Annotated in this window: 26 protein-coding genes and 1 pseudogene; 13 read left to right on the top strand and 14 right to left on the bottom strand. The window is 71.5% G+C overall.

Features of this window, described 5'->3' with window-relative positions:
* The first annotated feature begins 18 nt into the window (after positions 1-18).
* On the top strand, positions 19-1,413 hold the full coding sequence (locus ABZU25_RS23640; RefSeq protein WP_355031542.1) for an FAD-dependent oxidoreductase: 1,395 nt from the start codon (positions 19-21) through the stop codon (positions 1,411-1,413).
* Positions 1,414-1,460: 47 nt separating this feature from the next.
* Here ABZU25_RS23640 and ABZU25_RS23635 read toward each other — a convergent pair whose 3' ends face one another.
* Positions 1,461-1,814: a TraR/DksA C4-type zinc finger protein gene (locus ABZU25_RS23635; RefSeq protein WP_355031541.1), complete on the bottom strand. Its 354-nt coding sequence runs from the start codon at positions 1,812-1,814 to the stop codon at positions 1,461-1,463.
* Positions 1,815-1,931: 117 nt separating this feature from the next.
* Between ABZU25_RS23635 and ABZU25_RS23630 the strand changes: the two genes are divergently transcribed.
* A complete protein-coding gene (locus ABZU25_RS23630) occupies positions 1,932-2,522 on the top strand; it encodes a TetR/AcrR family transcriptional regulator (RefSeq protein WP_355031540.1) in 591 nt (196 codons plus the stop codon).
* A gap of 119 nt (positions 2,523-2,641) precedes the next feature.
* Positions 2,642-2,992, top strand: coding sequence for a DUF1330 domain-containing protein (locus tag ABZU25_RS23625; RefSeq protein ID WP_355031539.1), 351 nt, complete (start codon positions 2,642-2,644; stop codon positions 2,990-2,992).
* Positions 2,993-3,055: 63 nt separating this feature from the next.
* Here the strand turns inward: ABZU25_RS23625 and ABZU25_RS23620 are convergent, their stop codons facing one another.
* From ABZU25_RS23620 to ABZU25_RS23600, 5 genes are all read right to left on the bottom strand, one after another.
* The gene (locus ABZU25_RS23620; protein ID WP_355031538.1) at positions 3,056-4,273 is read right to left on the bottom strand and encodes a ferritin-like domain-containing protein; all 1,218 of its coding nucleotides are present in this window, start codon (positions 4,271-4,273) and stop codon (positions 3,056-3,058) included.
* On the bottom strand, positions 4,270-5,115 hold the full coding sequence (locus ABZU25_RS23615) for a PhnD/SsuA/transferrin family substrate-binding protein (RefSeq protein ID WP_355031537.1): 846 nt from the start codon (positions 5,113-5,115) through the stop codon (positions 4,270-4,272). Before ABZU25_RS23615 ends, ABZU25_RS23620 begins: the two co-directional genes overlap by 4 nt.
* Positions 5,115-6,284, bottom strand: coding sequence for an acyl-CoA dehydrogenase family protein (locus tag ABZU25_RS23610; protein WP_355031536.1), 1,170 nt, complete (start codon positions 6,282-6,284; stop codon positions 5,115-5,117). Before ABZU25_RS23610 ends, ABZU25_RS23615 begins: the two co-directional genes overlap by 1 nt.
* A 76-nt stretch (positions 6,285-6,360) precedes the next feature.
* Positions 6,361-7,308 carry an ion transporter gene (locus ABZU25_RS23605; RefSeq protein WP_355031535.1) on the bottom strand — a complete coding sequence of 316 codons (948 nt, stop codon included), beginning with the start codon at positions 7,306-7,308 and terminating at the stop codon, positions 6,361-6,363.
* Positions 7,309-7,447: 139 nt separating this feature from the next.
* Entirely contained in the window at positions 7,448-8,284 is an 837-nt protein-coding gene (locus ABZU25_RS23600) for an alpha/beta hydrolase (RefSeq protein ID WP_355031534.1), read from the bottom strand.
* A 64-nt stretch (positions 8,285-8,348) separates the two neighbouring features.
* Between ABZU25_RS23600 and ABZU25_RS23595 the strand changes: the two genes are divergently transcribed.
* A complete protein-coding gene (locus tag ABZU25_RS23595; protein ID WP_355031533.1) occupies positions 8,349-9,047 on the top strand; it encodes a helix-turn-helix domain-containing protein in 699 nt (232 codons plus the stop codon).
* Positions 9,048-9,163: 116 nt separating this feature from the next.
* Entirely contained in the window at positions 9,164-9,523 is a 360-nt protein-coding gene (locus ABZU25_RS23590) for a hypothetical protein (RefSeq protein ID WP_355031532.1), read from the top strand.
* Between the two features lie 71 nt (positions 9,524-9,594).
* On the opposite strand, the gene ABZU25_RS23585 is transcribed toward ABZU25_RS23590, so the two are convergent.
* On the bottom strand, positions 9,595-10,452 hold the full coding sequence (locus ABZU25_RS23585) for an SDR family oxidoreductase (RefSeq protein ID WP_355031531.1): 858 nt from the start codon (positions 10,450-10,452) through the stop codon (positions 9,595-9,597).
* A 97-nt stretch (positions 10,453-10,549) separates the two neighbouring features.
* Between ABZU25_RS23585 and ABZU25_RS23580 the strand changes: the two genes are divergently transcribed.
* The gene (locus ABZU25_RS23580; RefSeq protein ID WP_355031560.1) at positions 10,550-10,945 is read left to right on the top strand and encodes a helix-turn-helix domain-containing protein; all 396 of its coding nucleotides are present in this window, start codon (positions 10,550-10,552) and stop codon (positions 10,943-10,945) included.
* A gap of 102 nt (positions 10,946-11,047) precedes the next feature.
* On the opposite strand, the gene ABZU25_RS23575 is transcribed toward ABZU25_RS23580, so the two are convergent.
* On the bottom strand, positions 11,048-12,010 hold the full coding sequence (locus tag ABZU25_RS23575) for a helix-turn-helix transcriptional regulator (protein ID WP_355031530.1): 963 nt from the start codon (positions 12,008-12,010) through the stop codon (positions 11,048-11,050).
* A gap of 431 nt (positions 12,011-12,441) precedes the next feature.
* Between ABZU25_RS23575 and ABZU25_RS23570 the strand changes: the two genes are divergently transcribed.
* From ABZU25_RS23570 to ABZU25_RS23560, 3 genes are all read left to right on the top strand, one after another.
* Positions 12,442-13,104 (top strand): hypothetical protein, encoded by a 663-nt coding sequence (locus ABZU25_RS23570; RefSeq protein ID WP_355031529.1) that lies wholly within the window; start codon positions 12,442-12,444, stop codon positions 13,102-13,104.
* A gap of 128 nt (positions 13,105-13,232) precedes the next feature.
* Positions 13,233-15,230, top strand: coding sequence for a Xaa-Pro dipeptidyl-peptidase (locus ABZU25_RS23565; RefSeq protein ID WP_355031528.1), 1,998 nt, complete (start codon positions 13,233-13,235; stop codon positions 15,228-15,230).
* Between the two features lie 197 nt (positions 15,231-15,427).
* Positions 15,428-16,936 (top strand): phosphoesterase, encoded by a 1,509-nt coding sequence (locus tag ABZU25_RS23560; RefSeq protein WP_355031527.1) that lies wholly within the window; start codon positions 15,428-15,430, stop codon positions 16,934-16,936.
* A 111-nt stretch (positions 16,937-17,047) separates the two neighbouring features.
* On the opposite strand, the gene ABZU25_RS23555 is transcribed toward ABZU25_RS23560, so the two are convergent.
* Positions 17,048-17,635, bottom strand: a complete 588-nt coding sequence (locus tag ABZU25_RS23555; protein WP_355031526.1) for a MarR family winged helix-turn-helix transcriptional regulator — start codon at positions 17,633-17,635, stop codon at positions 17,048-17,050.
* A gap of 114 nt (positions 17,636-17,749) precedes the next feature.
* Here ABZU25_RS23555 and ABZU25_RS23550 point away from each other — a divergent pair, with 114 nt between their 5' ends.
* From ABZU25_RS23550 to ABZU25_RS23540, 3 genes are all read left to right on the top strand, one after another.
* Positions 17,750-19,423, top strand: a complete 1,674-nt coding sequence (locus ABZU25_RS23550; RefSeq protein WP_355031525.1) for an LLM class flavin-dependent oxidoreductase — start codon at positions 17,750-17,752, stop codon at positions 19,421-19,423.
* A gap of 63 nt (positions 19,424-19,486) precedes the next feature.
* Positions 19,487-20,101, top strand: a complete 615-nt coding sequence (locus ABZU25_RS23545) for a helix-turn-helix domain-containing protein (RefSeq protein ID WP_355031524.1) — start codon at positions 19,487-19,489, stop codon at positions 20,099-20,101.
* Complete coding sequence (locus tag ABZU25_RS23540; RefSeq protein WP_355031523.1) at positions 20,098-21,387, top strand: MFS transporter; 1,290 nt, start codon at positions 20,098-20,100, stop codon at positions 21,385-21,387. The genes ABZU25_RS23545 and ABZU25_RS23540 overlap by 4 nt, the downstream gene beginning before the upstream one ends.
* A 70-nt stretch (positions 21,388-21,457) precedes the next feature.
* Here ABZU25_RS23540 and ABZU25_RS23535 read toward each other — a convergent pair whose 3' ends face one another.
* The 4 genes and pseudogenes from ABZU25_RS23535 to ABZU25_RS23520 form a co-directional block, all read right to left on the bottom strand.
* Positions 21,458-22,153: an alpha/beta hydrolase gene (locus ABZU25_RS23535; RefSeq protein ID WP_355031522.1), complete on the bottom strand. Its 696-nt coding sequence runs from the start codon at positions 22,151-22,153 to the stop codon at positions 21,458-21,460.
* 39 nt (positions 22,154-22,192) lie between these two features.
* Positions 22,193-22,573, bottom strand: coding sequence for a VOC family protein (locus tag ABZU25_RS23530; RefSeq protein WP_355031521.1), 381 nt, complete (start codon positions 22,571-22,573; stop codon positions 22,193-22,195).
* Positions 22,574-22,674: 101 nt separating this feature from the next.
* Positions 22,675-22,872 (bottom strand): annotated as a pseudogene (locus ABZU25_RS23525) (DUF4291 family protein); the annotation flags it as partial.
* A gap of 102 nt (positions 22,873-22,974) precedes the next feature.
* Positions 22,975-23,388 (bottom strand): MmcQ/YjbR family DNA-binding protein, encoded by a 414-nt coding sequence (locus tag ABZU25_RS23520; RefSeq protein ID WP_355031520.1) that lies wholly within the window; start codon positions 23,386-23,388, stop codon positions 22,975-22,977.
* Between the two features lie 153 nt (positions 23,389-23,541).
* Between ABZU25_RS23520 and ABZU25_RS23515 the strand changes: the two genes are divergently transcribed.
* The gene (locus tag ABZU25_RS23515; protein ID WP_355031519.1) at positions 23,542-25,344 is read left to right on the top strand and encodes an acyl-CoA dehydrogenase; all 1,803 of its coding nucleotides are present in this window, start codon (positions 23,542-23,544) and stop codon (positions 25,342-25,344) included.
* 12 nt (positions 25,345-25,356) lie between these two features.
* Here the strand turns inward: ABZU25_RS23515 and ABZU25_RS23510 are convergent, their stop codons facing one another.
* Positions 25,357-25,533 carry a hypothetical protein gene (locus ABZU25_RS23510; protein ID WP_238644885.1) on the bottom strand — a complete coding sequence of 59 codons (177 nt, stop codon included), beginning with the start codon at positions 25,531-25,533 and terminating at the stop codon, positions 25,357-25,359.
* Positions 25,534-25,579 lie beyond the last annotated feature (46 nt).

Here is a 25,579-nt window from a genome sequence, read left to right as displayed (position 1 = left end):
ACATCGAGGAGCCACCTGATGAACGCTCTGGACAGCCTTCCGGTCGTCGTCATCGGCGCCGGCCCGACCGGTCTCGCCGCCGCCGCGCACCTGCACGAGCGCGGCCTGCCCTTCACCGTCCTCGAAGCCGGCGACACCCCGGGTGCCGCCGTACGCCAGTGGGGGCACGTGCGCGTCTTCTCGCCGTGGCGCTACAACATCGACCCGGCCGCCCGTCGGCTCCTCGACGAGGCCGGTTGGGTCGGCCCCGACCCGGAGGCCCTGCCCACCGGCGCGGAGCTGGTCGGCGACTACCTCCAGCCCCTGGCGGAGCTGCCGCAGCTCAAGCCACACCTGCGGTACGGGGCGCGCGTCGAGGCGATCAGCCGCCTCGGTCTCGACCGGCTGCGTACCGCCGGACGTGACACCGCACCGTTCCTGCTCCGCCTCGACGACGGCGACGAACTGCTCGCCCGCGCCGTCATCGACGCCTCCGGCACCTGGCGTACGCCGAACGTCCTCGGTGCGTCGGGCCTGCCCGCGAGGGGAGAGGCCGACGTGGTGGCATACCTGGAGCACGCGTTGCCGGACGTGCTCGGTGCCGACCGGGACCGGTTCGCCGGCCGGCACACCCTCGTCGTGGGCGCCGGCCACTCGGCCGCGAACACCCTGCTGTCCCTCGCGGAGCTGTCCGCCGCAGAGCCTGGCATCGAGGTGACCTGGGCAATCCGCACCGCCTCGCCGACGCGCACCTACGGTGGAGGGGACGCTGACGCCCTGCCGGCGCGCGGGGCGCTCGGCGCACGGCTGCGTGCGCACGTCGACGCCGGACGGATCCGGCTGCTCACCGGGTTCTCCGTGCACGCGCTCGCCCCGACCGACGGGCGGGTGAGCGTGGTCGTGCGGCACGCCGACGGCGCCAACGAGTCGATCACCGTCGACCGCATCGTGGCCGCCACGGGCTTCCGACCCGACCACTCCATCGCCGCCGAGCTGCGGCTGGACCTGGACCCGGTCCTGGGCGCAACCCGTGCGCTCGCCCCGCTGATCGACCCCAACGAGCACTCCTGCGGCACCGTTCCTCCGCACGGCGTGGACGAACTCGCCCACCCGGAGAGCGGCTACTACGCCGTCGGCATGAAGTCCTACGGCCGGGCGCCGACCTTCCTCATGGCTACCGGCTACGAGCAGGTCCGTTCCGTCGTCGCCGCTCTCGCCGGGGACTGGGTCGCCGCCCGCGAGGTCCAGCTCGACCTGCCCGAAACCGGCGTCTGCAACAGCAACCTCGCCGATTCGGCGAGCGGCGACAACTGCTGCGGGCCGGAGCCGACGGGGCGTGGACTGTCCACCGGCATCTCCGGAGGGCTGCTGTCCGCACCGGTCAGCCTCATCGCCCTCGACGCCGCGCCCGCGGGAGGTTGTTGCGCCAGCTGACCACCGGGTACGACGGTGCCCGTAGCCCTCGCGGTCGACAGTCCCCGTCACCGCAGGTCGGCGCAGGCGACGCACGTACGCGCTGACGGGCGGGCGACGAGCCGCTCGGCGGGAATCGGGCGGGAGCACCGCTCGCACACGCCGTAGCTGCCGTCGTCGACCCGTTGCAGCGCGACGTCCAGCTCGGCCAGGCGTTGGCGGGCCGCGTCCAGGACGGCGCTGAGCTGTGCGCGTTCGAAGGCGATCGTGCTGCCCTCGGGGTCGTGTTCGTCATCGGCGTTGGACGACCGGGATGCCTCGAAGAGGCTTCGCAGGTCGCTGGCCAGGACGGTGGCCTGAGTCTCGGTCTGCTCGCGCAGCCGCAGCAGTTCCTGGCGGATCGCGCTGATATCCCGGTTCATGGCCGTTCCACCGTACTGCGGGATGACGGTGGTCACAGGACTGGCATTCCGAGACGACCGGTCATATTGTGGTGTCTGTCAGCCAGCCGGAGTGCCGGGGGAGAGGAGTGCCAGGAGATGCCACGACCGAAGTCGCAAGCCTCCGCCGGGACCAGGCAGCGGCTGTCCGACGCCGCGTTGGATCTGTTCCACCTGCGCGGCTACAACGGGACGAGCGTCCAGGACATCGTGGCCGCCGCCGGGGCGCCCAAGGGCACCTTCTACAACCACTTCGCCAGCAAGGAAGACCTCGCCCTCGACTCGGTGGCGAGATACTCCGCGGCGATGGGGTTGGAGATGCTCGACGAGAAGCAGTCTGGCACGCCACTTGAGCGGATCACCAATCATCTCCGCTTCATCACCGGCCTCAGTGACACCATGGGTGACCGGGGTTGCCTGCTCGGCAACTTCGCCACCGAGATCCCGGCCCACAGCGGTGTTCTCCGGGATGCGGTCGACGCCGGCTTCGGCCGCTGGGTCGCCGCCCTCGCCGTGGCGATCGAGCAGGCGCGTGCTGCCGGTGAGCTGCACGGGAACGAGCCGGCCCGGGAACTCGCCGGCTTCGTCGTCTCCAGCTACGAGGGTGCGGCGGCGCGGGCGAAGGCATCCGGTGACCCGGCAGCCGTCCAGGAGTTCTTCTCGATCACCACGGCGCGGATCCTCACCTGATCCTCGTCGGGTCCAACCGGTGATTGTCCGCGTTGTCCCGTACGGCGCGACGTTTATCCGTTCTAAGACGACCGGTCGTATTGATACGACTGGCAGCCACCACCTCAGAGGAGTGAGACATGAGCACGTATCTGATCAACCACCTGCGTATCCCGGGCGGAGTGCCGACCGAGGAGTCCCTGCGTTACCTGGAGCAGGTGGAGGCCACCACCAGGGCGTACGGCGGCAAGTGGCTCGTCCTGGACGCCGAGGTGCAGGTCATCGAGGGCTCCTGGGAGGGCTCGGCCGTCCTGATCGAGTTCCCGGACGCGGAGACCGCGAAGGCCTGGTACAACTCCGCCGAGTACCAGGCGCTCCTGCCACTGCGCGTCAACCACACAATCAACCACCTGATCCTGGTGGACTCCGTCAGCCCCGACTTCACGGTGGCCGGCTACGCGCAGAAGATCCGGACCCTGCTCGGTCAGTGACCGGCAGTCGCTGAGCTGCCACACCTCGACCCCCGCGCACGCCACGGTCTGCGCGGGGGTCGCTCACATGAAGTTGCGGGTGTGCAGGGCGGAGAGAGCGGCGGCCTCGTCGGGCCGGAAGCCCAGCCGGACCAGTCGGCGCTGGCGGCCCTGATCCATCGCGTGTTGCAGGGCCTGCACCCGGTCGTAGCCGGAGGACACGTCGTCCGGGTGCCAACCACCCGACGCGAGCACCACCAGCGCGTCGAAGACGTCCGCGTTGAGGCCGGCGGTGTCGACGAGCGCGTCGTGGCGGCGGTGGATGGCAGCCCGCAGCCGATCCCGCAGCAGCGGGTCGAGCTGCGCCTGATGTTCCAGGTGCGCCATGCCGAACAACACGTGCCGGCGCTCGTCCTGCATGGCGAGCCAGCAGATCCGGCGCGTCACCGGGTCCGGTGCGTTCTGGTGCAGGAACGAGAGCAGATCGACGAAGCTGCCCTCACCGAGCACGGAGAGCAGAAACGAGGCGAGTGCGAAGTCGGACTCGGTGACGAGCGTGAAGAGCGACTGTCGGCCGCCGGCTGACGACGTGCCCAACTCGGCGCCCCGCAGCAGCGCCCGCCGGCTGAAGACCTCCATGTGCCGCGCCTCGTCGGCCACCTGTACGGCGAGGAGCTGCATCACCTCCCGGAAGTGCGGGTGGATGCGCCCCACGAACCGGGCCGGAACGATGAGCGCGGCCTGCTCGTTCTCCACCAGGTAGGTCATCACCTGCACCACCGCGGCCTCGACGTCGGCCGGCAGCACGACTGGATCGTCCCACGGCACCGCGGTCTGCGGATCCCACTGTCGCGCGGCGGCCTGCGCGTACAGCTGGGGAGCGACATCGGCCCACACCAGGTCGCGGTCGTCCAGGTCGAACCGGGCCTCGGGACCACCGGCCTCAAGCAGCGCGCCCCGGGCCCCGAGCCCCCACCGCGCCGGTGGGCGGCTGCTCAGTGCCGACGGCAGCGCCGGTCCGGCTCGTTCGGCGCCGAACCAGCGGTCGTCATCCGCGGTGCCCCGCACGACCACCGCCACCAGCTCGCCGCGGTCGTCCCGATCCGGCCATTCGACCCGATGACCCCGGCCGCGGCACCAGGCGGGCAGGTGTACGGGCAACGCCGGGTCGCGGCCGAGAACCGCCACGCGGCCTCCGGGTGGCAGGCCGGCCAGAGCGCGTTGCACCAGCAGGTGCGCTCCCCGGCCGAAGCCCAGGTCGCCGAGGTGGACCTCGACGTCGGCGGTCGGTGCCCGGCTCACGGCCGGTAGTCCGTGGCCGTCACCCGCCCGTCGGGGGAGTAGAACCCGCTGACGTCAACCGCCCTGGCGAGCAGGGTGTACCCGGTGGTGCGGCCCTCCTTCCAGGCCGTCAGCCCCTCCAGGTCGAGCAGCGGACGCACCTGCGGATCGGCGTACGACATGCCCAGCAGCAGCGTGCCGAAGAGCTGGACCCCGGCGGACTCCGGCTCGCCGATCGTCATGGTGCAGTGGTCGTAGCGCCCGGTCTGCCCGACGATCCGGGTGCCCTCGGGCGGTAGCGTGCCCTCCCGCACGAACGCCAGGTGATTGGCGTCGATCATGCAGGCGGCGTCGACCTCCCCGCTCAGCATGGCGCGGGCCGCGTCGCGCTCCCCGCCGACGTGGTCGCCGTGCAGGCCGACACCGACGTCGAACCGGCGCACGTCGACCTCGACGCCGGCGGTCGCGAGGTGATCCAGTGGAATCAGTGTCGCCTGTGGACTGTCCACCGCACCGACGGCCACCCTCTTCCCGGCAAGATCCGCGACCTGTCGCACCGGTGAGTCGGCCCGCACCACCACGACCGAGGTGAGGTCCTGGTCGGTGTCGCGCATGGTCAACGCGCGGACGGCGGTGCCGCTGGCCGCCGCCAACCGTTCGGCCCGCAGCCAGGCCAGGGGCGAGTTCCATGCCGCGTCGATCCGGCCGGCGACGAGATCCTCGACCTGTCGCTCGTAGTGCGAGTAGAGGACGAAGTCGAAGTCCAGGCCCCGACCGCGCAGCCAGGCCCGGAAACCCGCCCAGATGGTCACCACCTTGGGGTCGTACGCGACCGCGCCCATCAGGACGGTTGGCGCCGGCATCAGCGGTTGGCCCCGTCGAAGAGGGGCAGCCCGGTGGCGACCCGACCGACGAAGTCGAGCAGGGCGTCGGTGGTCGGCGCCATCACCCGGGCCGCGCGCGCGTCGCGGAAACGGCGCTCAAGGCCCAACTCCCTGCGGAACGCGCTGCCGCCACAGAGCTGCATCGCGCCATCGGTCACGTCGGCGACGGTCTCGCCGGCGAGCGCCTTGACCTGCAAGACTCGCAGCATCGCGTCGTCGCGGCCGGTCTCCAGCGCGGTGAGGGTGTCGCCCAGGAAAGCACGCAGGGCGTCGGTGCGGATCATCAGCCGGGCCAGGTCGCGCCGGGTGACGGGCGCGTCGCGAAGGGCTGCGCCGGTGTGCGTGAGCGTCGTCCCGGTGAGATGCCGACCAGCCTCCGCGACCGCGCTGCCGGCCAGCCCCAGGCAGAAGGCGGCATTGAGCACCAGGAACCAGGGGAGGACCGCCGCGAGCGCGGTGTCGAGCCCGGCGCCGTCGGCTGCCAGCATCGCCGTCGACGGGACCCGGAGCCCGTCGGCGGTCATCGGCCGGGAGCCGTTGCCGCGCAGGCCGAGCCCGTCGAAATCGCCTGTCACGGTCAGGCCGGGGCTGTCGGCCGGCACGAGCCAGAGCGTCATCGGACCGGCGTCGCGGGACACCGGGAGGCTGGACCAGACGTAGCTGTTGGCCGCACCGGCCGAGGTGACCCAGCTCTTGCGGGCGTCGAGGCGGACCGTGCCGTCGTCGGTGGTGCTCGCGGTGCCGGTCGGCGACCAGAAGTGGCTGCGCGAGCCGTACTCGGAGAAGGCCAAAGTGGCGAGATGACCGCCGGTGGCGATGGCCGCGCGGACCTCGCGCGGGCCGTGCGCCTCGATGACGGCGGTCGCCGCGTAGTGCATGAGCACCACCATCGCGGTGGACCCACACTCGGCGGCCAGCCGCTCGATGACCCCGGCGACCACGCGCATGCCGTGGCCGCCGCCACCGACCTCGGTCGAGGAGGCCAGACCGAGCAGGCCGGCAGCGGCGAGAGCGTCGACACCCTGGCGGGGGAAGGTCCCCTTCCGGTCGACAATCGTCGCCTGCGGGCGGATCACCTCGTCGATGACGGTGCCGAGGGTGTCCGGGAGATCGGTGGTGAGGTGCGCATTGTCGACACTGGCCGTCATGGTGGTGCCCTTCGGCCGAAGCGGTGGGACCGCCGTCGACACTATCCGAACTGGAGGACGCAGCGCGAGCGTCGGATCACCGTCTGGTACGGGTGCCGTCCCGGTGCGGCCGGCCGTGCCCGTCCTCCCGGTCGATCCGCAACTCGCGTTCCAGTTCGGCGATGACCGCCCGCAGGTCGTCCAGCCGCTGGGTGAGCGCGATGCGGTCCACCTCGTCCGGTACGCCGTCGCCGTCCTCGTCGTAGTCGGGGGCCAGCCGCTCGGTCATCTCCAACCGGCGTGCCTCCTCCATCGAGTTGACGATGACGGCGATGAGGATGTTGAGCAGCAGGTTGACGGTGATGACCACGTAGCTGACGTAGTAGAGCAGCGTCCACGGCGAGATGGCCATGCCCTGCTCGATGAGGTCCGGCAGCGTCTCCAGGGACAGCAGCACGAACAACGTCAGCAGTGAGCGGCCGATGTCGCCGTACTCCTCCGGATACCTGTTGCCGAAGATCAGCCAGCCGGCCATGCCGTACACGTAGAGCGTCACCACGGCCAGGGCGAGGAAACCGGTGACGCCCGGCAGGCTGCGCCACAGCGCGGAGACGATGGTCCGCAGGCCCGGCGAGAACCGCACCAGCCGGACCATGCGGGCGACCCGCACGACGCGCAGCAGCGCGGGATCGCCGTGCAGGCCCGGTATGAAGATCGCCGCGATCACCACGAAGTCGAAGACGTTCCAGCCGTGCCGGAAGAAGTCCTGTGGACGCCTGCCGTAGGCCGCCAGTCGGACGCCGATCTCGACGACGAAAACGGCGCGGAAGAGCAACTCCAGCCAGTGCAGTGCCGTGCCCGCCGGAGTCAGGTCGTCGTACGTCTCCAGGCCGAGCACGATCCCGTTGGCGAGGATCGCCACGACGATGGCGATCTCGAAGGGGCGCGACCGGGAGAGTCGGGCGCAGTGCTCGGCCCAGCCGGATCGGTGGGGCGGGGGTGTGGCCGGCTTGCCTCGCTGGGCGGGCAGGGGTGCCGCGCTCACCAGTCGGCCGGTTCGATCGGGTGCGCCGAATCCGTGGCGGGGGCCCACCTCCGGCCGTCGTCGTGGCGGTGCGGATGGTGTGCGGGCATGCCCACCACCCTAGCCAAGATCAATGGAGGTGGGCAGGCCGCGCGACCGGTCAGGAGTGACGCGTCCGCTCCGGTGTCACAGGTGCTCGGAAGAAGTCGGCGAGCGGGTCGACGACCCTCGGGTGCGCCCGGTTGATGGCGTCGTGACCACTGCGCGGAACCGTGAGCGTCCGGGCGCGCGGCAGCGCGCGGGCCAGCGCGGCGTTCTGGTCGACGTAGTAGAGCGGGCCGTCGGCGCCGCAGGCCAGCAGCGCCTCGGCGCTCACCCCGGCCCACCGGGTGGCCGGGCCGTCGTGCGCCAGGATCAGAGCCGCCTCGTCCAGCGTCGTCGGCAGCAGTTCGCCCATGGTCCGGCCGATCGGCGTACGCAGGAACGCGCGGATGATCGCGGTCCGGACGCCGAGCGGGAGTCTCCCCGCCGCCAGGTGCGAATTGATCCCCGCGGTCGTGATGGCGAGGCTCCGGGCGGTGTCACCGGCCTGTGCTGCCGCCTGGGCGGGCGCGAGCCACGCCGACGGGAAGCTGCCGTCGATCGAGACCGCGGCGTCGTAGAGGGCGAGCCGTTCGATCGGCAGTCGGAGCGCGGCTTCGAGCGCCAGGAAACCTCCGCCGCTGTGGCCGATGACGTTGTCGGAGCCGGTGTGCTCCAGCACCGCGGCGAGGTCGTCGATCTCCTGGTCGACCGTGTAGGGAGATGACCTCGGTGGTGCGTCCGCCCGCCCCCGTCGGTTGTAGAGGTGCACGGTGAACCGGTCGGCGAGCGCCCTGGCCAGCCGCCGGTAGACGTCGATGGTCACGCCGCCGCCGTGCACCACGACGATCCCAGGCCCCGATCCGGTCGAGTGCAGCACGATCGTCGCGCCGTCTTGTGCTCTGACCTGCTCCATGACTGGCCCACCCCTCCAACGCCGACATAAACTGCGAACGACGTTTGCAGTTTACAGTAGATCGGTGAGTGACGCACCCGCGAGTACCGGCGACGGCGGCCCCGACCGGCGGCCCATCTGGAGCAGGCCCGAACGCGGCACCCGTGGCCCCACTCCGGCGCACACTCGGGACGCCATCGTCATGGCCGCCATCGCACTGGCCGACGCCGAAGGGCTGGCTGCGGTATCGATGCGTGCCGTGGCCGGCGCACTCGGCACCGGGGCCGGATCCCTCTACCGGTACCTGTCGTCCCGCGACGACCTGCTCGACCTGATGACCGACCGGGCGGTGGGGGAGTTGCGGCCGTACCCGCAGGCGGACGGCGACTGGTTGGACACGATGGTGCTGTTGGGACGCCGGCAGTTGGCGCTGTTCGGCACCCACCCGTGGCTACTCGACGTGATTCACCGGCCGTCCGGGGTCGGCCCCGAGAGCCTCGCCTGGTTCGACAACTGCATCCGGATCCTGGAACCCGTGCGCAGTCCCGTCGCGGCCAAGTTCGAGGCCATCGCGATGATGACCGGCGTGGTGAGCCTCTTCGCCCGTCGCGAGGCCGCCGCCGGGGCGCTCAGCCTCGCCGGGGTCGACCTGACGGCGTACCCCCATCTGGTCGCGGCGTTCGGTCAGCCCGCCGGGCCGACGCCCCGGGGGGACCTCGTCGAGCGGACCCTGCGGGGTCTGCTGAGCGGTTTGCTGCTCGCGGAGTCGACCGAGGCGGGCTGACCTGATCGGCGTACCGGTGGTGTCAGTCGACCCACGACGAGGACGGCTGGTCTAGGTTCGCGGTGGTGGTCGAGACTGGTCGACGTGGTCCCGCGTCAGCTGTGGAGAGGTGCGCGATGTCAGATCCTGATCTGGTCGACCTGCGCGAACGGGCCGGGAACGGTGACCGGGACGCTGTCGACCAGCTCGTCGAACTCGCTACCGAACGGGGTGACCTGGTCGAGCTGCGTCAGCTCGCCGAGAACGGCAACACCGACGCGGCGGCCCAGCTGGTCGAACTCGCCACTGAGCGTGGCGACACGGCCGAACTGCGGCGTCTCGCCGACCAGGGCGACCGGGACGCCGCCGACCAGCTCGTCGAGTTGGCGGCAGAGCGGGCGGACGTCGGCGAGCTGCGGCGTCTCGCCGATGGGGGTAACCGGGACGCGGCCGATGTGTTGGCCGAGCTCACCGAGGAGCAGGACGAGGGCGAGTAGTCGGCGCGGCGCGGTTGGCCGCCGTGATCCGGCGGGCGACGGGACGGCTGCCCCGCCACCCGCCCGGAGGGTCAGGCCTGCGCGGCTCGGATGGCGTCCCGCAGCGGGGTGCTCGGCCGACCGAGTAGCCGGCTGAGGTCGTCGCTGTCGGTCGCCAGCTCACCGAGGGCGATCGAGTGGTCGAGCGCGGCGACGAACCCGGCGGTGCCGGCGTCGAGCCCGACGCTCTCCAGGGTCGAGGCCAGCTCGGCGGCGGACACATCCCGGTGGACGACGGTGGTGCCGGTGACCTGCGTGACGGCCTCGGCCAACTCGTCGAAGGTGAACGCGGTGCCGCCCAGTTCGTAGACGGCGTTGCCGTCCTGCTCGCGGGTCAGCGCGGCCACGGCGGCCCCCGCGTAGTCCGCCCGGGTCGCGGCGGAGATCCTGCTGCCACCGCTGGCGCCGAGGATCGTGCCGGTCTTCAGGTACTGCGGCAGCTGGTCGGTGTAGTTCTCGGTGTACCAGCTGTTGCGCAACACGCTGTAGGTCAGACCCGACGCGGCGAGGACCTCCTCGGTGGCCTTGTGCTCCGGGGCGAGCGGGTTGGTGGTCGTGTCGGCCTCCAGGATGCTGGTGTAGACCAGCCGCTCGACCCCGGCGAGCTTGGCCGCGTCGATGACCGCGGTGTGCTGCGCGACACGCTGACCCGGAGTGTTGCCGGAGATGAGCAGCAGACGGCGCACGCCGGCGACGGCGCCGGGCAGCGTCGACGGGTCGTCGTAGGTGGCCTCGCGGATCTCGATCCCGCGCGCGGCCAGGTCGGCGGCCTTCTGTGGACTGCGGACGACGGCGGCGATCTCGGCGGCGGGCACGCCGGAGTCGAGCAACTGCTCGATCACCAGGCGGCCCAGCCGGCCGGTGGCGCCGGTGACGGCATAGGTGGGCATGGGAACCTCCAGTCGGACGGTGACAAATCAAAAGCACTTACTAATCTATAGTACAAGCTGAATAGTAACCATCGGGTAGGCTGGTGAGGTGAACGACATGCCGGCCCAGGACCCGGCGGGGCCTACCCAGGAATTCGTCAGCGACGTCTTCGCGCGTGGGTGCACCTCCCGCGCCGCCTTCGAGGACGTCACCTCGAAGTGGGCTTCGCTCGCCCTGCTCGCGCTGGGTGAGGGCCGCTACCGGTTCAACGCGCTCCGCCGGCGCATCGACGGGGTCAGCGAGCGCATGCTGTCGCAGACCCTGCAGACCCTCGAACGCGACGGCATGCTCACCCGCGAGGTGCTCACCGCGATTCCGCCCCGCGTCGAATACTCGCTGACGCCTCTCGGCGCCCGGGTCGCCGAGCAGTTGCGCGGCCTCGCCAACCTGCTGGAGGCCTCGGTGCCCGAGGTGCGCACGGCCCGCGACGCCCACGAGCGCGACCGGGCCTAGCGCCGCTGGCGTGCGGGCTCAGCCCGTCAGAGCGGGGCGAGTGCGGTGGCGATGTTCCGCTCGGCGAGGTCCAGCACCCACTGCTGGCTCGCCCTGGTCGCCTCAGGCATGCAGCGTCTCGCGAGGCGGCACGCCGTAGCTGGCGTGGTACCGGGCGGTGAACCTGCTGTGGCTGGCGAACCCCCATCGACTGGCGATCGCCGAGACGGTCTCCTGGCGGGGGTCGGCGCGCAGCAGGTCGTGGTGTGCCCGAGCGAGCCGGATCCGACGCAGGTACGCCATCGGGGTGGTGCCGCGATGACGGCGGAAGGCCAGTTGCACCGCCCGCAGCGAGACGCTGGCGGCGGCGGCGATGTCGGCCGCGCTGATGTCGCGGTCGGCGTAGTCCTCCATGAAGTTGATCGCCCGCCGCAACGTGGCGGTGCTGGCGTCGTGTCGGTCGGCGGCGGTCGGTTCGGTGAACGCGGTGTTCGGAAAGACCGCGAGCGCCGCTGCGGCGAGCATCCGCGCGGCGTTGCCGATCACCAGCGGTTGCGCGCTGGCGGTCGGGTTGTTCAACACGACGTCGCTGACGAAGCTGGTGGTGGTGCGCCACTGCCGGGCGAGGGCCTCGTCGACGGGACCCAGGTCGGTGAATCGGATCCGGCCGGGCCGCCGGGCCGGCGCGGCGGTGGCCACCTGCTCCAGCACCGCCAGATCCAGCACGCAGAGCTCCACCTCGCCGGGATGCCAGCGTACGGTGCACGGCTCGTCGGGCTTGGTGACGAGGAAGACGTTGCCGGGGTCGAACCGGTCGGCGGATCCGGCACAGACGCGATCGACGCGGGCGGTGCGGGTGCGCCCGAGGACCAGCCCGCCGAGGGTGCTGACGCCGATGTCGAGGTGCCCGGTCTGCCGGGTGGTCGCGATGGCGAAGGGGCCGGCGTCAACGCGGTGATGAGTGAGCCGGAATTTGTTCCTGCTGTCCAGGCGCAGTTTCGGGTCGTACGTCGCGGACAGGAACTCGTGGATGGCCACCGGGTCACGGCTGTCGAACTGTCGGGCCTGCAGTGGTGCTGACGTCATCCGCTGTCTCCGTCCGGTGGAGGTGCCGCCGGGTGGTGAACTGGTGCCGGCGGCCAGGTCGGAACGTACCGAGGCGCTCGGCGGTGACTCGGCATGGCGGTGGCCGTCGGTGCAGTGAGGTGGAACGTCGCGAGCGGGACGGCAGCGACCGGTCGAGGTGGCGTCGTGACGGGGCTGGTCGGTGAAGAGGCTCCGGTGCGCAATACCCGTAGATGGGAATGTCACCATACGACAATCACCGTCGGTCGTCCTACCAATCACCGCAGTGTGTCGGCAGGTCGACTTCGCTTTCCGGCTAACCCGTCGGCGGGTTCTGCGTCTGCTGTCCTAGCCATCGTCGCGGGCGACAGCGAAATCTTGTTCATGATTCCCCGGGCGTTGCAGGGCGATCGGGCCGCCGCCTGGTGATCGGCCTACGAAAGGGGTGCGCCTTGGGCGGTACTGATCCGGACCGCGTCGTTCGACTGGCCGTGGCGGAGGCGCTGGCCCGGGTGGCGGACGAGGACAGCCTGGGGCTGGGCGAGAGCGACGCGGTGCAGCGACTCGGGACCGATCTGCGCGAGGTGCTGCGCCGCGCACTCGACAACCGCGTGCCGCTGACCACGCCGGACTTCGTCGACCTCTGCCGTGACCTTGGTCTGAGCCGCGAGGCGTTCGACCTGCTGGGGCACTATCTGATGACCGCGCTGCTGGCCCACCACGTCGGGCCGGACGCCCTGATCCGCGTCGGGGTGCTGCTCGGCACCGTCGGGCGCTACCTGCCGGGTTCCCGCCCGATCGCACCCCGCAACGGACGCCCGATGCCGCGCCGACGTGACGTACGCGCGGACAACAGCGTCGTCGGCCGGTACCGCCGCGCGAAGCTGCCGGAGCACCTGCCCAACCCACCGAGCTGGACCTGCACCGGATGTGGTCGCGAGTGGCCCTGCGCCACGAAGCAGAGCCAACTGCTTGCCGAGTTCGGCGGAGCGCGTACCGCCCTCGCGGTCTATCTGGGCTCCTGCCTCGTCGCCGCCGCCCAGGATCTGCCCACGGTGCCGCTGCCCCGGGTCCGGCTCCGATTCCTCGGTTGGCTGCCCCGCGCCCGGATCTGACCAGCCCTGCCCCCGACCGGTCGCCTGGCGGCCGTTCGTCCGCACCCGGGTTCCGCAGAGGGCTAGGCTGACGGCCATCGATCCAATCGATCGAAGGTGGTCCACGCGCCGCTCCCGGGAGGACATCGATGAGGTTCGCACCGTCGTCTGCCGGCGCCCGCGCACGGGTCGCCAGCGTCCTGGTCGGCCTGCTGGTGGCGGCGCTGCCCGCCGCGCCGGTGGTCGCCGCTGCCCGGACAACCTCTCCGACGGCGGTCGACGCGGCGACGCGGCACCGCCCCCTCCCGCCGCACGTGGTGGGCGACCAGACCGTCCCCGCCTACTCCTACGCCGACGCGATCCGGGAGAGCGTCTGGGTCGAGACCCGCGCCGACAGCGATGGCGACGGAGCGCGAGACCGGGTGGCAGTGGACCTCGTCCGGCCCCGGGAGGCCGCCGTCGCAGGGGTCCGCGTACCGGTCATCATGGACGCCTCGCCCTACTACCTCTGCTGTGGTCGGGGCAACGAGGGTGAGCGCAAGACGTACGACGCGGCCGGTGTGATCGCCAAGGCCCCGCTCTTCTACGACAACTACTTCGTCCCGCGCGGGTACGCCTTCGCCGCCGTGGACCTGGCGGGCACCGCGCGGTCGACCGGCTGCGAGGACGTCGGCGGTCCCGCCGAGGTGGGCAGCGCCACCGCGGTGATCGACTGGCTCAACGGGCGGGCTCGCGCGTACGACGGCGCCGGTCGGCCGGTCAGCGCTGCCTGGAGCAGCGGGCAGGTCGGCATGATCGGCAAGTCCTGGGACGGCTCGGTCGCCAACGGGGTCGCCGCCACCGGCGTGTCGGGGCTGGCCACCATCGTGCCGATCTCGGCGATCTCCAGCTGGTACGACTACATGCGCTACCAGGGGTCGCCGGTCGCCACCGACTATCCCGGCTACCTGCACTCGGACGTCAACGGCCGCCCCGACGGAGCCTGCGCGCAGGTGTTGGCGCGACTGCGGGCGGACAGCGCCGACGAGACCGGTGACTACAACGGGTTCTGGGCGCAGCGCGACTACCGGCCCTCGGCCGACCGGGTCCGGGCCAGTGTCTTCCTGGCGCACGGCCTCAACGACCTGAACGTCACGACCAACCAGTTCGCCCGCTGGTGGCAGGAGTTGGCCGAGCAGGGTGTGCCCCGCAAGCTCTGGCTGCACCAGGCCGGCCACCAGGACCCGTTCGACGTTCGACGCGCCGAGTGGGTGGCCGCCCTGCACCGCTGGTTCGACTACTGGTTGCAGGGGCTGCACAACGGGGTGATGGACGAGCCGCGGGTCGACCTGGAGACCGCGCCGGGTACGTGGACGACGCAGCGCGACTGGCCCGCCCCCGGCACCCGGGACGTGCGGGTGGCCCTCGGTGCCGGTGACGGCGTGACCGGCACCCTCGGCGGGCGCGGCGCGCGGCCGGGTCAGGAGCAGGCGTACGTCGACGAGTCACTGTCCGAGGACACGGTGGTTGCCGCACCGAACACCGCGACCCCCGGCCGGTTGGTCTTCCTCTCCGGCGCGCTGCCCACCGCGCTGCGGATCGCCGGCAGCCCGTCGGTGCGGCTGCGGGTCCGGGTGGATCGACCCACCACCCAGCTGACCGCCCGGCTCGTCGACTACGGGACCGCCGAGCGACTTCTGCTCACCGGCGCGGGGGGAGTGCGGACGGTGGACACCGAATCCTGCTGGGGTGCCTCCACGGACGTCGACGACGCCTGTTACCGGGACACCGAGGAGGTCACCGCGGTCTCCGACCACGCCGTGCTGACCCGGGGGTGGCTCGACGCCGCGCACCACCGCTCGCTGCGGTTCACCACGCCGCTGCGACCGGACCGCTGGTACGAGGTGACGGTCCCGCTGAACGCGTACGACGCGGTGGTGCCCGCCGGGCACGTGCTCGGGCTGGTGCTCGGCCAGAGCGACCCGGAGTTCACCGATACCGCCGACCGGGACGCCACCGTCCGGGTCGACCTCGGCCGCAGCACGCTGGTCCTTCCGGTCACCGGTCCTGCCGGGTTGCCCGCCGTCGATGTCGCACCGCCGGTGGTCACCGCGCCGACCGACCCGTCGGCCGCGCGGATGCCCCGCGACACCCGGCAGGTGCCCTGACCGGTCCCGACCGGGAGGCACCCCGATCGGGCACCGCGCGCGGTCGAGGGGTGACCCGCTGCGGTGCGTGGTCGGTCTTTTGGCAGGTCAGGGTGAGGTGTTCACGGTGGACACGCGTCCCGTACGGCGGGTGTTCACCACCCTCTCCGAGGCTTCTTGATCGAAAGAGCATTCGCTTGATCGAGGAGAGGCCCTCAGTGCGAGACAAGCAACCCGAAGAGACCGAACACGCGCAGCTGTCCCGGCGCAAGCTGGTCAAGTACGCGGGCGTCGGCGCGACGCTGGCCGCGGCCAGCCCGCTGGTCGGTGCCAGCGCGGCGTGGGCAGACGAGGACCGTCGGCCGGGTGACGACACGGGCGACCGGGGCAACTCCAAGAACCGCGTGTGGCGTGCCGGTGACCACCACATCCACTCCGAGTACAGCGGCGAGTTCGACACCGCGAAGAGCCCGATCGTCTTCCACAAGGGCGCGGACGCGGTCTACCCGATCGTCACCAACGCCATCATGGCGAAGAACTTCGGTCTGACCTGGGCGATGTGCACCGACCACGGTGGACCGACCCACTCGAAGGTGAACATCGAGCAGGCGTACCCCGACCTGCTGCGGTCGCGCAAGCTGGTCCCCGAGGTGCTCCAGTTCTGGGGTATGGAGTTCGACGCGCCCTCGCTGGACCACCACACGCTGATGATCCCGCGCCACGACGACGAGGCGAAGCAGCTCTTCGAGCTGGAGAGCCGGTTCGCCAAGTACGACGCGTTCCCCACCGATCCGGCCCGGGACACCGAGGCCAAGATGGTGGAGTTCCTCAAGGTCGCCCGGGGCATGCCGCACAAGCCGCTGGTGATCGCCCACCACGCGTCCCGCTCGGCGACCGGGCTCGGCGTCTACGGCCAGGACACCCCGCGGGAGTTCCGTAACGGCAACAACGCCGCTCCGGACGTCTACATCGGCTTCGAAGGCGCGCCCGGGCACCAGGCCGGCCCGCTCAACGGTGGCAAGCGCGGCGGATACGGCAACCACCCCACCTACGGCGGCTTCGACCAGATGACCGCCCGGGTCGGCGGATTGTGGGACTCGCTGCTCGGTGAGGGGCGGCGCTGGTGGATCACCGCGACGTCGGACTCACACGTGCACTGGACCCGCGGCGGCTCCGACTTCTGGCCGGGCGAGTACAGCAAGACCTACGTACACGCCCGCCAGGACTACGGCGACATCATGGACGGTCTGCGCAACGGCCGGATCTGGGTCACCACCGGCGACCTGATCCGCAGTCTCGACGTCACCGCCAGGTCCCAGGGCAGGACCGCCGAGGTGGGCGAGACCATCACGGTCAGCCGTCGTAGCCGTACCGATGTCGAGATCGAGATCACGTTCCGTCCGCTGGGCGGCGTGAACGCGAACGGGGACCGTCCCGAGGTCCGTCGGGTCGATCTAATCGTCGGCCAGATCACCGGCCCGAGCGCCAGCCTGGACGCCGACACCAACCCCACCACCACTGTGGTGGCCCGGTTCGGCCCGCGGGACTGGCGTCGGCAGGGCGAGGACTACGTCATCCGGCACACGCTGCGCAACGTCGAGTCCGACACCTACGCGCGGGTGCGGGGCACCAGCACCGACGAGGCCGAGCCGCTCGCCGACGGGCTGGAGAGCCCGTGGGACGACCTGTGGTTCTACTCGAACCCGGTGTTCGTGCACGTGCGCTGATCCCACGCGCCAACGGCACAGCGGGTCCGTCCGGCTCCGCTCGACGTACCACGTCGGGGGAGCCGGACGGGCCCGCGTCGCGTTCCTGTCCGGCGGCGGCTGTCGTCGGGATCAGTCGGTGGTGCGGCGACGGCCTCGGGGCGCGGCGGTCCGCCCGGCGCGCCCGGCCGGGGCGCCGGTCTGGTTGGGTGCCGGCGTGGGTTGCACCTGCGACACCACCTCGCAGAGGTCACGCAGTGGGTCCATCGCCTGGGCGGAGCAGGCGACCCGTTGCAGCAGTGCCCGCAGCGTCGCCGACTCGGTCGGCGTGAGCGCCCCCAACAGGTGCGACTCGACGGTTCGCAGCGCCAGACGCCGTTGCTCCCAGGCGGCGCGGCCGACGTCGGTGACGTCGACGAGCCGGTTCCGCCGGTCTGCCGGGTCCGCCCGACGGGCGACGAACCCGGGCCGTTCCAGGTCGTCGATCAGGTACGTGAGGACGGTGCGGTCGATGCCGAGCTCCTCCGCGATCGCACCCTGGTTTCGGGCCGGCCCGTTGATCGCTGCGGTGAGCACCTGGTAGCCGCGCGGGCCGCCGGGGAAGTCGGTGAGCGCGTGCTCCGCCGCCCGGACGTAGCCACGGAACACGATCCCGAGCATCCAGCCCAGGTCGTCGTCGAGCGGATCGGGCCGGTCCGGCCGGTGTGGGGCACCCGTCATCCCCCGACAATAGCGCAGTGACGAAGACCTTGTTGGCAGAAGATGTTCTGTATGGCATAAGGTCGTGGTCATGACGCATCGATCGGGGCGTCGCGTGAATCGGGAGGCTCGCAGATGAGCGACTACGGCCATGACCTGGTCTTCGGATCGTTCGTCACCCCCAGCGGTGACAACCCGGCTGGCACTGTCGGCCTCGCCGTCCTGGCCGAGCAGGTCGGGCTGGACCTGGTCACCTTCCAGGACCACCCGTACCAGCCCGCGTTCCTCGACACCTGGACCCTGCTGAGCTTCGTCGCGGCCCGGACCAGCCGCGTGCACCTGGCGGCGAACGTGACGAACCTGCCACTGCGCCCACCGGCGGTGCTCGCCCGCAGCGTGGCCAGCCTGGACCTGCTCAGCGGCGGCCGGGTCGGTCTCGGCCTCGGCGCGGGAGCGTTCTGGGATGCCATCGAGGCGATGGGCGGCCGACGCCTGACCCCCGGCCAGGGCGTACGCGCGTTGGAGGAGGCCATCGAGGTCATCCGCCAGCTCTGGGACGCCGAGGCGCGGGGCGGCGTGCGTGTCGACGGCGAGTTCTACCGGGTGCGAGGCGCCAAGCGCGGGCCGGCGCCGGCACACGCGGTGCCGATCTGGCTGGGCGCGTACAAGCCCCGGATGCTCCAGCTCACCGGTCGTCGGGCCGACGGTTGGCTGCCGTCGCTTGGCTATCTCCAGCCGGGCGACCTGACAAAGGGCAACGCGACAATCGACGACGCCGCGCGGGAGGCCGGCCGGTCACCGCGGGACGTGCGCCGGCTGCTCAACATCTCCGGCCAGTTCTCGGCAGTCGGGCGCGGACCACTGAACGGGCCCGCCGAGCAGTGGGCGCGGGAACTGGCCGAGCTGGCGCTGGGGGAGGGCGTCAGCACCTTCATCCTCGGCAGCGACGATCCCGACGACCTGCGCCGGTTCGCCGGCGAGGTGGCTCCGGCGGTTCGCGAACTGGTCGCGGCCGAGCGTGCTGGCGGTGCGGCGCCGGAGTCGGGGCGTGCGCCAGAGCCGGAGCCGGAGCGTGCGCCAGAGCCGGAGCCGGAGCGTGCGTCAGGGTCGGAGCGTGCGCCGGAGCCGGAGCGTGCGCCGGAGCCGGAGGGAAGGCGTGCACCGGAGCCGGAGCGGGCGGTGCGTCCGAGCCGCGCCACCGTGACCGGCGGTGCGTTCGCCGTGGTGCCGACCCCTGACGACGGCGTGCGGCGCAGCGACCAGCAGGTCTGGGACGAGTCGACCCGGCCGAGCGGGCCCGTGCCCGACCCGGACCGCACCTACACCCCGCACGAGCAGGCCACCGGGGCGCACCTGGTGCAGATCCACGACGGCCTGCGTGCCGAGCTGGCCCAGATTCACGATCTGATCGAGCAGGTGGCGGCCGGAGAGATCGACGCCGGTGCGGCCCGGTCCCACATCAACACCATGACCATGCGACAGAACCGCTGGACGCTCGGCGTCTACTGCGAGTCGTACTGCCGGATCGTCACCACCCACCACACCATCGAGGACCAGTCGTTCTTTCCTCGGTTGCGGGCGCGTGACCCCCGGCTCGGTCCGGTCGTCGACCGGCTGGAGCAGGAGCACCACGTCATCCACGACGTGTTGGAGGGCGTCGACCGGGCCCTGGTCGCGTACGTCGGGTCGCCGGACGGTCTCGCCGAGTTGCGGGCGGCGGTGGACCTGCTGACCGACGCCCTGCTGTCGCACCTGAGCTACGAGGAGCGGGAGCTGGTCGAGCCGTTGGCGCGGTTGGGCATCGCCTGATCGTCACGTGGTCCCGCCCGGCTCGGGGTTGCCGGATCCAACGTGAGAGACTACTTTCGAAACATGTCTCTCAAGAATCCGTACGGGGATTTCGAGATCACCGAGCCGCAGGCGTTGCGGGCACTGGCCCATCCGGTGCGGCTGGCGATCCTCGAACACCTTCAGCGGCACGGCCCGGCCACGGCGACCGGGCTGTCGCCGCACGTCGGCGCCACACCGTCGGTGGTCAGCTGGCACCTGCGGCACCTCGCGACGTTCGGTCTGGTCACCGACTGGGATGGGGCCACCAGCAAGCGGGAACGCTGGTGGCAGGCCGCTGCCCGGGGCTTCCGTTTCACAGCGACCGACAGCGCGGAAGGGCAGTCCGCCAGCCAACTGCTGCGCGGCGAGATGTTCGCCCGCAACGCCGACGCGCCCCAGCAGTGGCTGCTGCGCGAGGAGCCCCGGCTGGACCCCGAGTGGCGCGCTCTGGCCGGCATGGCCGACACCTGGTTCGTGGCCACCGCCGACGAGCTTCGGCAGCTTGAGGAGTCGATCGAAGAACTCATCGCCCCGTACGTGCGGCGCAAGGAGGAGTCGTCTCCGGACGGCGCGCGGATCCGGATGCTGCGCTACCTCCTGCCCGAGGCCGGCGAGGACGCCCCCGCCGAGGCCGGCGACGACCCGGCCGCGTCGTGAGCGCCACCGGCGCCGAGACCGTGCGCGCCACCGGCGCCGAGACCGCGCCGGTCCTGCATCGCGATCGGCGGTTCCGCACCTTCTGGATCGGTCAGACGATCTCCGATTTCGGTGACCGGATCAGCGAACTGGCCCTGCCCCTGATCGCCGTCACCCTGCTCACGGCGACGCCCGTGCAGGTCAGCATCCTCACCGCGTTGATCTGGCTGCCCAACCTGCTGGGCCTGTTCCTCGGCGCCTGGGTGGACCAGCGCACCCACAAGCGGCGACTCCTGATCATCGCGGACCTGATCCGTGCCGCGGTGCTGCTCAGCCTGCCGGTGGTCTACCTGTTCGACGCGATCACCCTCACCCAGCTCTACCTGGTGGCACTGCTCACCGGTGCCGGGGCGGTGCTGTTCGCGATGGCGCGCCAGGCGTTCTTCGTGGCCCTGGTGCCGCGATCGGCGTACGTGGACGCGACCAGCAAGCTGAGCATGAGCCGTTCACTCTCGTTCATCGCCGGTCCGGCCGTCGGCGGCGGGCTGGTCCAGGCGCTGAGCGCGCCGGTCGCGATCGTCGTCGACGCGGTCTCCTTCCTCGGCTCCGCGCTGCTGCTCAGCCGCATCCCGGTGACCGAGCCGCCTCCGCCGCCGCGCCAGACGTCCACCCTCGGCCTGGTCCGGGAGGGGCTCGTGCTGGTGCTGCGGCAGCCGGTGCTGCGGGCCGCCCTCGGCTGCACCAGCACTGTCAACTTCTTCACCTTCATCGCGAGCGCCCTGTTGGTGCTCTACGCCAGCCGCGAACTCGACCTGTCGGCCGGCGCGATCGGCCTCGCCTTCGGATTCGGGGCGGTCGGCGGGCTCGCGGGGGCGGCGCTCGCGCCACGGATCTCGCGCGCCATCGGACTGGGGCGTACCGCGATGATCGGCGCGGTGCTCTTTCCCGCGCCGCTGGCGCTGACCGCCCTCGTGTCCGGACCGACCTGGACGAAGGTGGCAGTGCTGGCGGCCATCGAGCTGGTCTCCAGCGTCGGGGTGATGCTGATGGACGTCAACCTCAACGCCCTCCTCACCGCCGTGACACCCGACGACGCGCGAGGACGCCGCGCCGGTGCGTACGGCGCGGTCAACTACGGCATCCGACCGCTCGGCGCGCTGGTCGGTGGTGCGCTGGGCACCACCATCGGGCTGCGACCAACCCTGGTCGTCGCCGGCCTGGGTGGCGTGCTCGCCGTGCTCTGGCTGCTCGCGTCGCCGGTGCGCCACATCAGGACCCTCGACGACCCCACGGCCCGACCTGACTGACGGGCCGCGCTTCGGGCTGGCCCGCTCCGGCAGCGCCTGCCGGAGCGGGCCCACGCCCACGGCGGGCGGGTCAGGCGGCCTCCGCCAGCAGGATCTGGGCCAGCTCGGTGGGCTGGGAGATCATCGGCCAGTGACCGGTGGACATGGTGACCAGTCGCCACTGGTCGCTGGTGAGCAGCTTGGCCACCGTGTCGTTGGGCTCGGGCCCGTCGAGCAGGCACTTGGTGTACGTCGACGGCAGCTCGCCCAGCGGCCGGGTCAGCACGGCCGGCTCGCTCAGCGTGGCGCCCGGGTGCGGCGTGGAGCCGTCGATCAGGCGGGTGGCCTGCTCGTCGGTGAGCCCCTGACCGTCGAGATCGGCCGCACCGAGCGGCGGCCAGTAGCCGCCGTTGTCGGCGATCAGTGCCTCGAACGCCGCCTGCCCCTGCCACCAACCGGACGCGAACGACCCGCCGTCGACCGGCACCTCGGAGTCGACGAAGACCACCCGGGTCAACCGGTCGCCGATCCGCTCGGCGGCCTGACCCACCGGGATGCCCGAGTAGCTGTGCCCGACCAGCACCACGTCGCGCAGGTCACGGCGCTCGATCTCGTCGACGATGTCCTGCACGTGGGTCTGCTGGCCGGCGGCGACGCCCCGCCGCTCGGCGAGGCCCGAAAGGGTCAACGGGTAGGCGTTGTGCCCGGCCGCACGCAGCGGCGGCACCACCTCGTCCCAGGCCCACGACCCCAGCCACGCCCCTGCCACCAACACGAAATCAGCCATGGCCGGGACCCTAGCGCCGCCCTGTGACAGCCCCGCGGCTCAGGGCCACGCGCGAGCCTGCGCCGCGAAGACCTCCGGTGGGCTCGCCACCGGCAGCACGCACAGGAGATGCCCACCGGGGGCCCGCAGGATCCGACACTCCAACCACCGCGATACCTCGGTGGCGCCCAGGTCGATCAGGCGGGCGGTCTCGGCCGCCACATCGTCGGTCTCGAGGTCGAGGTGATAGCGCGGCGCGTCTCCCACCGCCTGCACGGCCGTGATCAGCCCCGGCAGCGCCTCATGCAGGCCGACGAACTGCGGCTCCGTCGGATCGGACCGGGTGCTGACGCCGAGCGCCGCCGACCAGAACTCCGCCGCCTGGGCGGCCTCCGCCTCGGGGGCGTCAATCAGCAGCGCGTACACGCGGCTTCGATGCATGCCGGACAGGATATCGAGGATGCCCACGTGCTGCTCGGTGCGGCGCGTGGCACCCGACGGCCGGCGACCACAAGACGATCACCCGCTGGCATCGAGGTGGGTGCGATCTGCGTCGGCAGTGGATAGCTCCGTTCGACGGGCAGGTGCTCTGTCGCCGCTCGCACGTCATGGGCCCGCACCAGGTCCCGTACGCGGTGGACGGTGGGGGTGATGTCCGTGACGCTGACCGTGAAGTCGTCGACGTACCGGGCGACAGCCTCGCCGGACAGTCCGACCTGCAACGACCGGTACGGCAATGCGCTCGGTACGATCTTCACCCGTCGGACCGCACCCTCTCCACCGGGTTTCGTACCCAGGCCGGGGGAGACCCGGTGCGAACCTGCGGCTGCCGGACCGGGCACTCAGGCGTGCGGGGGGCCGACCTGGGCGGCGAGCCGCTTCGGGGCCATGATGCGGTAGCTCTCGGTGAGCAACTCACCCACCTCCTCCCAGTCGGTCCTCCCGTCCAGGACCATGCCCATCACGTTCGCACTCCAGTCCGGTTTGTAGAAGGGGTGCCCAGTGGCGAGGAGACCGGCGATCTCGTCGAGTGGCGACCGGAAGATCAGCAGGCAGGCGGGCTCGTCGATCTCGGCGGCGCGGGCGTGGGCCGCCTGACGTTCCGGGTCGACGGTGAGCACGTGGGCGAACGTTCGCTTGCGGATCCGCCAGCGGGTGCCCACCCAGGCGGGCTCCTCGTAGGTCTCCGGCAGCCCGAGGCAGATCGGCCGCAGCCGGCCGAGGACCTCGGGCGGGACGTCTCCGGGTTCGGTCACGGGCAGCGACCCTAGTCGGCCGGTGTGACAGGTTCCGCTCGTCGACCGCCGCCCGGCCCGGTGGTGCGCGCCCCGTCGATCCGCCAGGATGGGCCATGGCGAGCCTGGGCGTCGTCCAGGCTCGACCCACCCCCGTGCCCGTTGAGGAGTGCCGTGCCGTCCACCCTGCTCTCCCGCCGCGACCTCGACTTCCTGCTGCACGACTGGTTGGGGGTGTGCCAACTCGTCGAGCGCCCCCGCTACGCCGAGCACTCCCGGGAGACCTTCGACGACGCCCTGGACCTCGCCGAGCGGGTGGCCACCGAGCAGTTCGCCCCGCACAACCGCGCCGCCGACCTCGCCGAGCCCACCTTCGACGGGCAGCGGGTGCGGCTCATCCCGCAGGTCCGCGCGGCGCTGGACAGTTTCGCCGAGACGGGTCTGCTCACCGCCGGGCTGGACGCCTCGGTCGGCGGCCTGCAACTGCCACACGCCGTCGCGGCGGCCTGCTTCACCTGGTTCCAGGCGGCCAACGTGGCCACCTCGGCGTACCCGTTCCTCACCCTGGGCAACGCCAACCTGCTGCTGGCGCACGGCAGCGCCGAGCAGGTGGACACCTACGTCCGGCCGATGCTCGACGGCCGGTTCTTCGGCACCATGTGCCTGTCCGAGCCGCACGCCGGCAGCTCACTGGCCGACATCACCACCCGGGCGGAGCCCCAGGGGGACGGCACGTACCGGCTCTTCGGCACCAAGATGTGGATCTCCGGTGGGGATCACGAGCTGGCCGAGAACATCGTCCACCTGGTGCTGGCGCGGATCCCCGGCGGCCCGCCCGGCGTGAAGGGCATCTCGCTGTTCATCGTGCCCAAGGTGCTCGTCGGCCCGGACGGGTCGCTCGGCGACCGCAACGACGTCGTGTTGGCCGGGCTCAACCACAAGATGGGTTTCCGGGGCACCACAAACACCCTGCTCAACTTCGGCGACGGGGGGCACACCCCGGGCGGTCGCGCCGGTGCGGTCGGCCACCTGGTCGGCGCGCCGCACCAGGGCCTGGCCCAGATGTTCCACCTGATGAACGAGGCCCGGATCGGGGTCGGGGCCGGCGCCACCGCGTTGGGTTACGCCGGCTATCTCAAGAGCCTGGCGTACGCCAGGGAGCGACCGCAGGGCCGTCCGGTCGGTGCGAAGGACCCGGCCACGGCGCAGGTGCCGATCATCGACCACCCCGACGTACGACGGATGCTGCTGGCGCAGAAGAGCTACGTGGAGGGGGCGCTGGCGCTGGTGCTCTACTGCGCGCGGCTGCTCGACGAGCAGAAGACCGCACCGGTTGAGGCGGACCGCGAGCGCGCGCACCTGCTGTTGGACGTGCTCACACCGATCACCAAGAGCTGGCCGTCGCAGTGGTGCCTCGCCGCCAACGACCTGGCGATCCAGGTGCTCGGAGGTGCCGGGTACACCCGCGATCACGACGTGGAGCAGCACTACCGGGACAACCGGCTCAACCCGATCCACGAGGGCACCCACGGCATCCAGGCGCTTGATCTGCTGGGGCGCAAGATGACCATGCGGGGCGGCGCCGGTCTCGCGGTGCTGACCGCGACGATGGGCGACACGGTCGAGCGGGGCCGAAAGGCCGGCGGCGAGGCGGCCGGTCTGGCGGACCGGCTGGCCGCTGCGGTGGACCGGACAACCGCTGTCACCCGTCAGCTGTGGGCCGACGGTGACCCGGTGCTCGCGCTGGCCAACGCCACCGCCTACCTGGAGGCGGTCGGGCACGTCGTGATCGCGTGGATGTGGTTGGAGCAGGTGCTGGCGCTGCCGCCGGAGGGGGCTGGCGACGCGTTCCACGCCGGCAAGCGCCAGGCCGCTCGCTACTTCTTCGTTGTCGAGTTGCCCCGCACCGGCCCGCAGTTCGACCTGCTGGACAGCCGGGACCGCACGACCCTCGACATGCGCCCGGACTGGTTCTGAGCGGGCCGGCTGTCAGCGTCGACGGTTCTGGTGCTGCATCGCCTGCCGCCCCTTGACCACACCCAGGATGATCACGATCACCAGCGCGATCAGACCGATGATGATCAGCCAGCGGACCGCCTCCAGGATCAGCCCGAGCAGGATCAGCACACCGGCGACCACGCCGACGACCCAGAGCAGTGCACGCATCTCGACCTCCCGTAACCGGCCGCGCCTGGTGCGGCGGGCCCGGGTA

Source organism: Micromonospora sp. NPDC005215 (assembly GCF_040607915.1).
In the GTDB taxonomy this organism is placed as follows: Bacteria; Actinomycetota; Actinomycetes; order Mycobacteriales; family Micromonosporaceae; genus Micromonospora.
This window is presented reverse-complemented; position numbering and strand designations above follow the sequence as displayed.

Excerpts from the sequence above, each read along its gene's own strand:
- ABZU25_RS23615 (WP_355031537.1), bottom strand. The coding sequence starts at position 5,115 with ATGCCGGCGCCAACCGTCCTGATGGGCGCGGTCGCGTACGACCCCAAG.
- ABZU25_RS23545 (WP_355031524.1), top strand. The coding sequence starts at position 19,487 with ATGTCTCTCAAGAATCCGTACGGGGATTTCGAGATCACCGAGCCGCAG.
- ABZU25_RS23625 (WP_355031539.1), top strand. The coding sequence starts at position 2,642 with ATGAGCACGTATCTGATCAACCACCTGCGTATCCCGGGCGGAGTGCCG.
- ABZU25_RS23580 (WP_355031560.1), top strand. The coding sequence starts at position 10,550 with ATGCCGGCCCAGGACCCGGCGGGGCCTACCCAGGAATTCGTCAGCGAC.
- ABZU25_RS23535 (WP_355031522.1), bottom strand. The coding sequence starts at position 22,153 with ATGGCTGATTTCGTGTTGGTGGCAGGGGCGTGGCTGGGGTCGTGGGCC.
- ABZU25_RS23530 (WP_355031521.1), bottom strand. The coding sequence starts at position 22,573 with ATGCATCGAAGCCGCGTGTACGCGCTGCTGATTGACGCCCCCGAGGCG.
- ABZU25_RS23640 (WP_355031542.1), top strand. The coding sequence starts at position 19 with ATGAACGCTCTGGACAGCCTTCCGGTCGTCGTCATCGGCGCCGGCCCG.
- ABZU25_RS23555 (WP_355031526.1), bottom strand. The coding sequence starts at position 17,635 with ATGACGGGTGCCCCACACCGGCCGGACCGGCCCGATCCGCTCGACGAC.
- ABZU25_RS23585 (WP_355031531.1), bottom strand. The coding sequence starts at position 10,452 with ATGCCCACCTATGCCGTCACCGGCGCCACCGGCCGGCTGGGCCGCCTG.
- ABZU25_RS23635 (WP_355031541.1), bottom strand. The coding sequence starts at position 1,814 with ATGAACCGGGATATCAGCGCGATCCGCCAGGAACTGCTGCGGCTGCGC.
- ABZU25_RS23565 (WP_355031528.1), top strand. The coding sequence starts at position 13,233 with ATGAGGTTCGCACCGTCGTCTGCCGGCGCCCGCGCACGGGTCGCCAGC.
- ABZU25_RS23590 (WP_355031532.1), top strand. The coding sequence starts at position 9,164 with ATGTCAGATCCTGATCTGGTCGACCTGCGCGAACGGGCCGGGAACGGT.
- ABZU25_RS23630 (WP_355031540.1), top strand. The coding sequence starts at position 1,932 with ATGCCACGACCGAAGTCGCAAGCCTCCGCCGGGACCAGGCAGCGGCTG.
- ABZU25_RS23510 (WP_238644885.1), bottom strand. The coding sequence starts at position 25,533 with ATGCGTGCACTGCTCTGGGTCGTCGGCGTGGTCGCCGGTGTGCTGATC.
- ABZU25_RS23550 (WP_355031525.1), top strand. The coding sequence starts at position 17,750 with ATGAGCGACTACGGCCATGACCTGGTCTTCGGATCGTTCGTCACCCCC.
- ABZU25_RS23610 (WP_355031536.1), bottom strand. The coding sequence starts at position 6,284 with ATGACGGCCAGTGTCGACAATGCGCACCTCACCACCGATCTCCCGGAC.
- ABZU25_RS23575 (WP_355031530.1), bottom strand. The coding sequence starts at position 12,010 with ATGACGTCAGCACCACTGCAGGCCCGACAGTTCGACAGCCGTGACCCG.
- ABZU25_RS23600 (WP_355031534.1), bottom strand. The coding sequence starts at position 8,284 with ATGGAGCAGGTCAGAGCACAAGACGGCGCGACGATCGTGCTGCACTCG.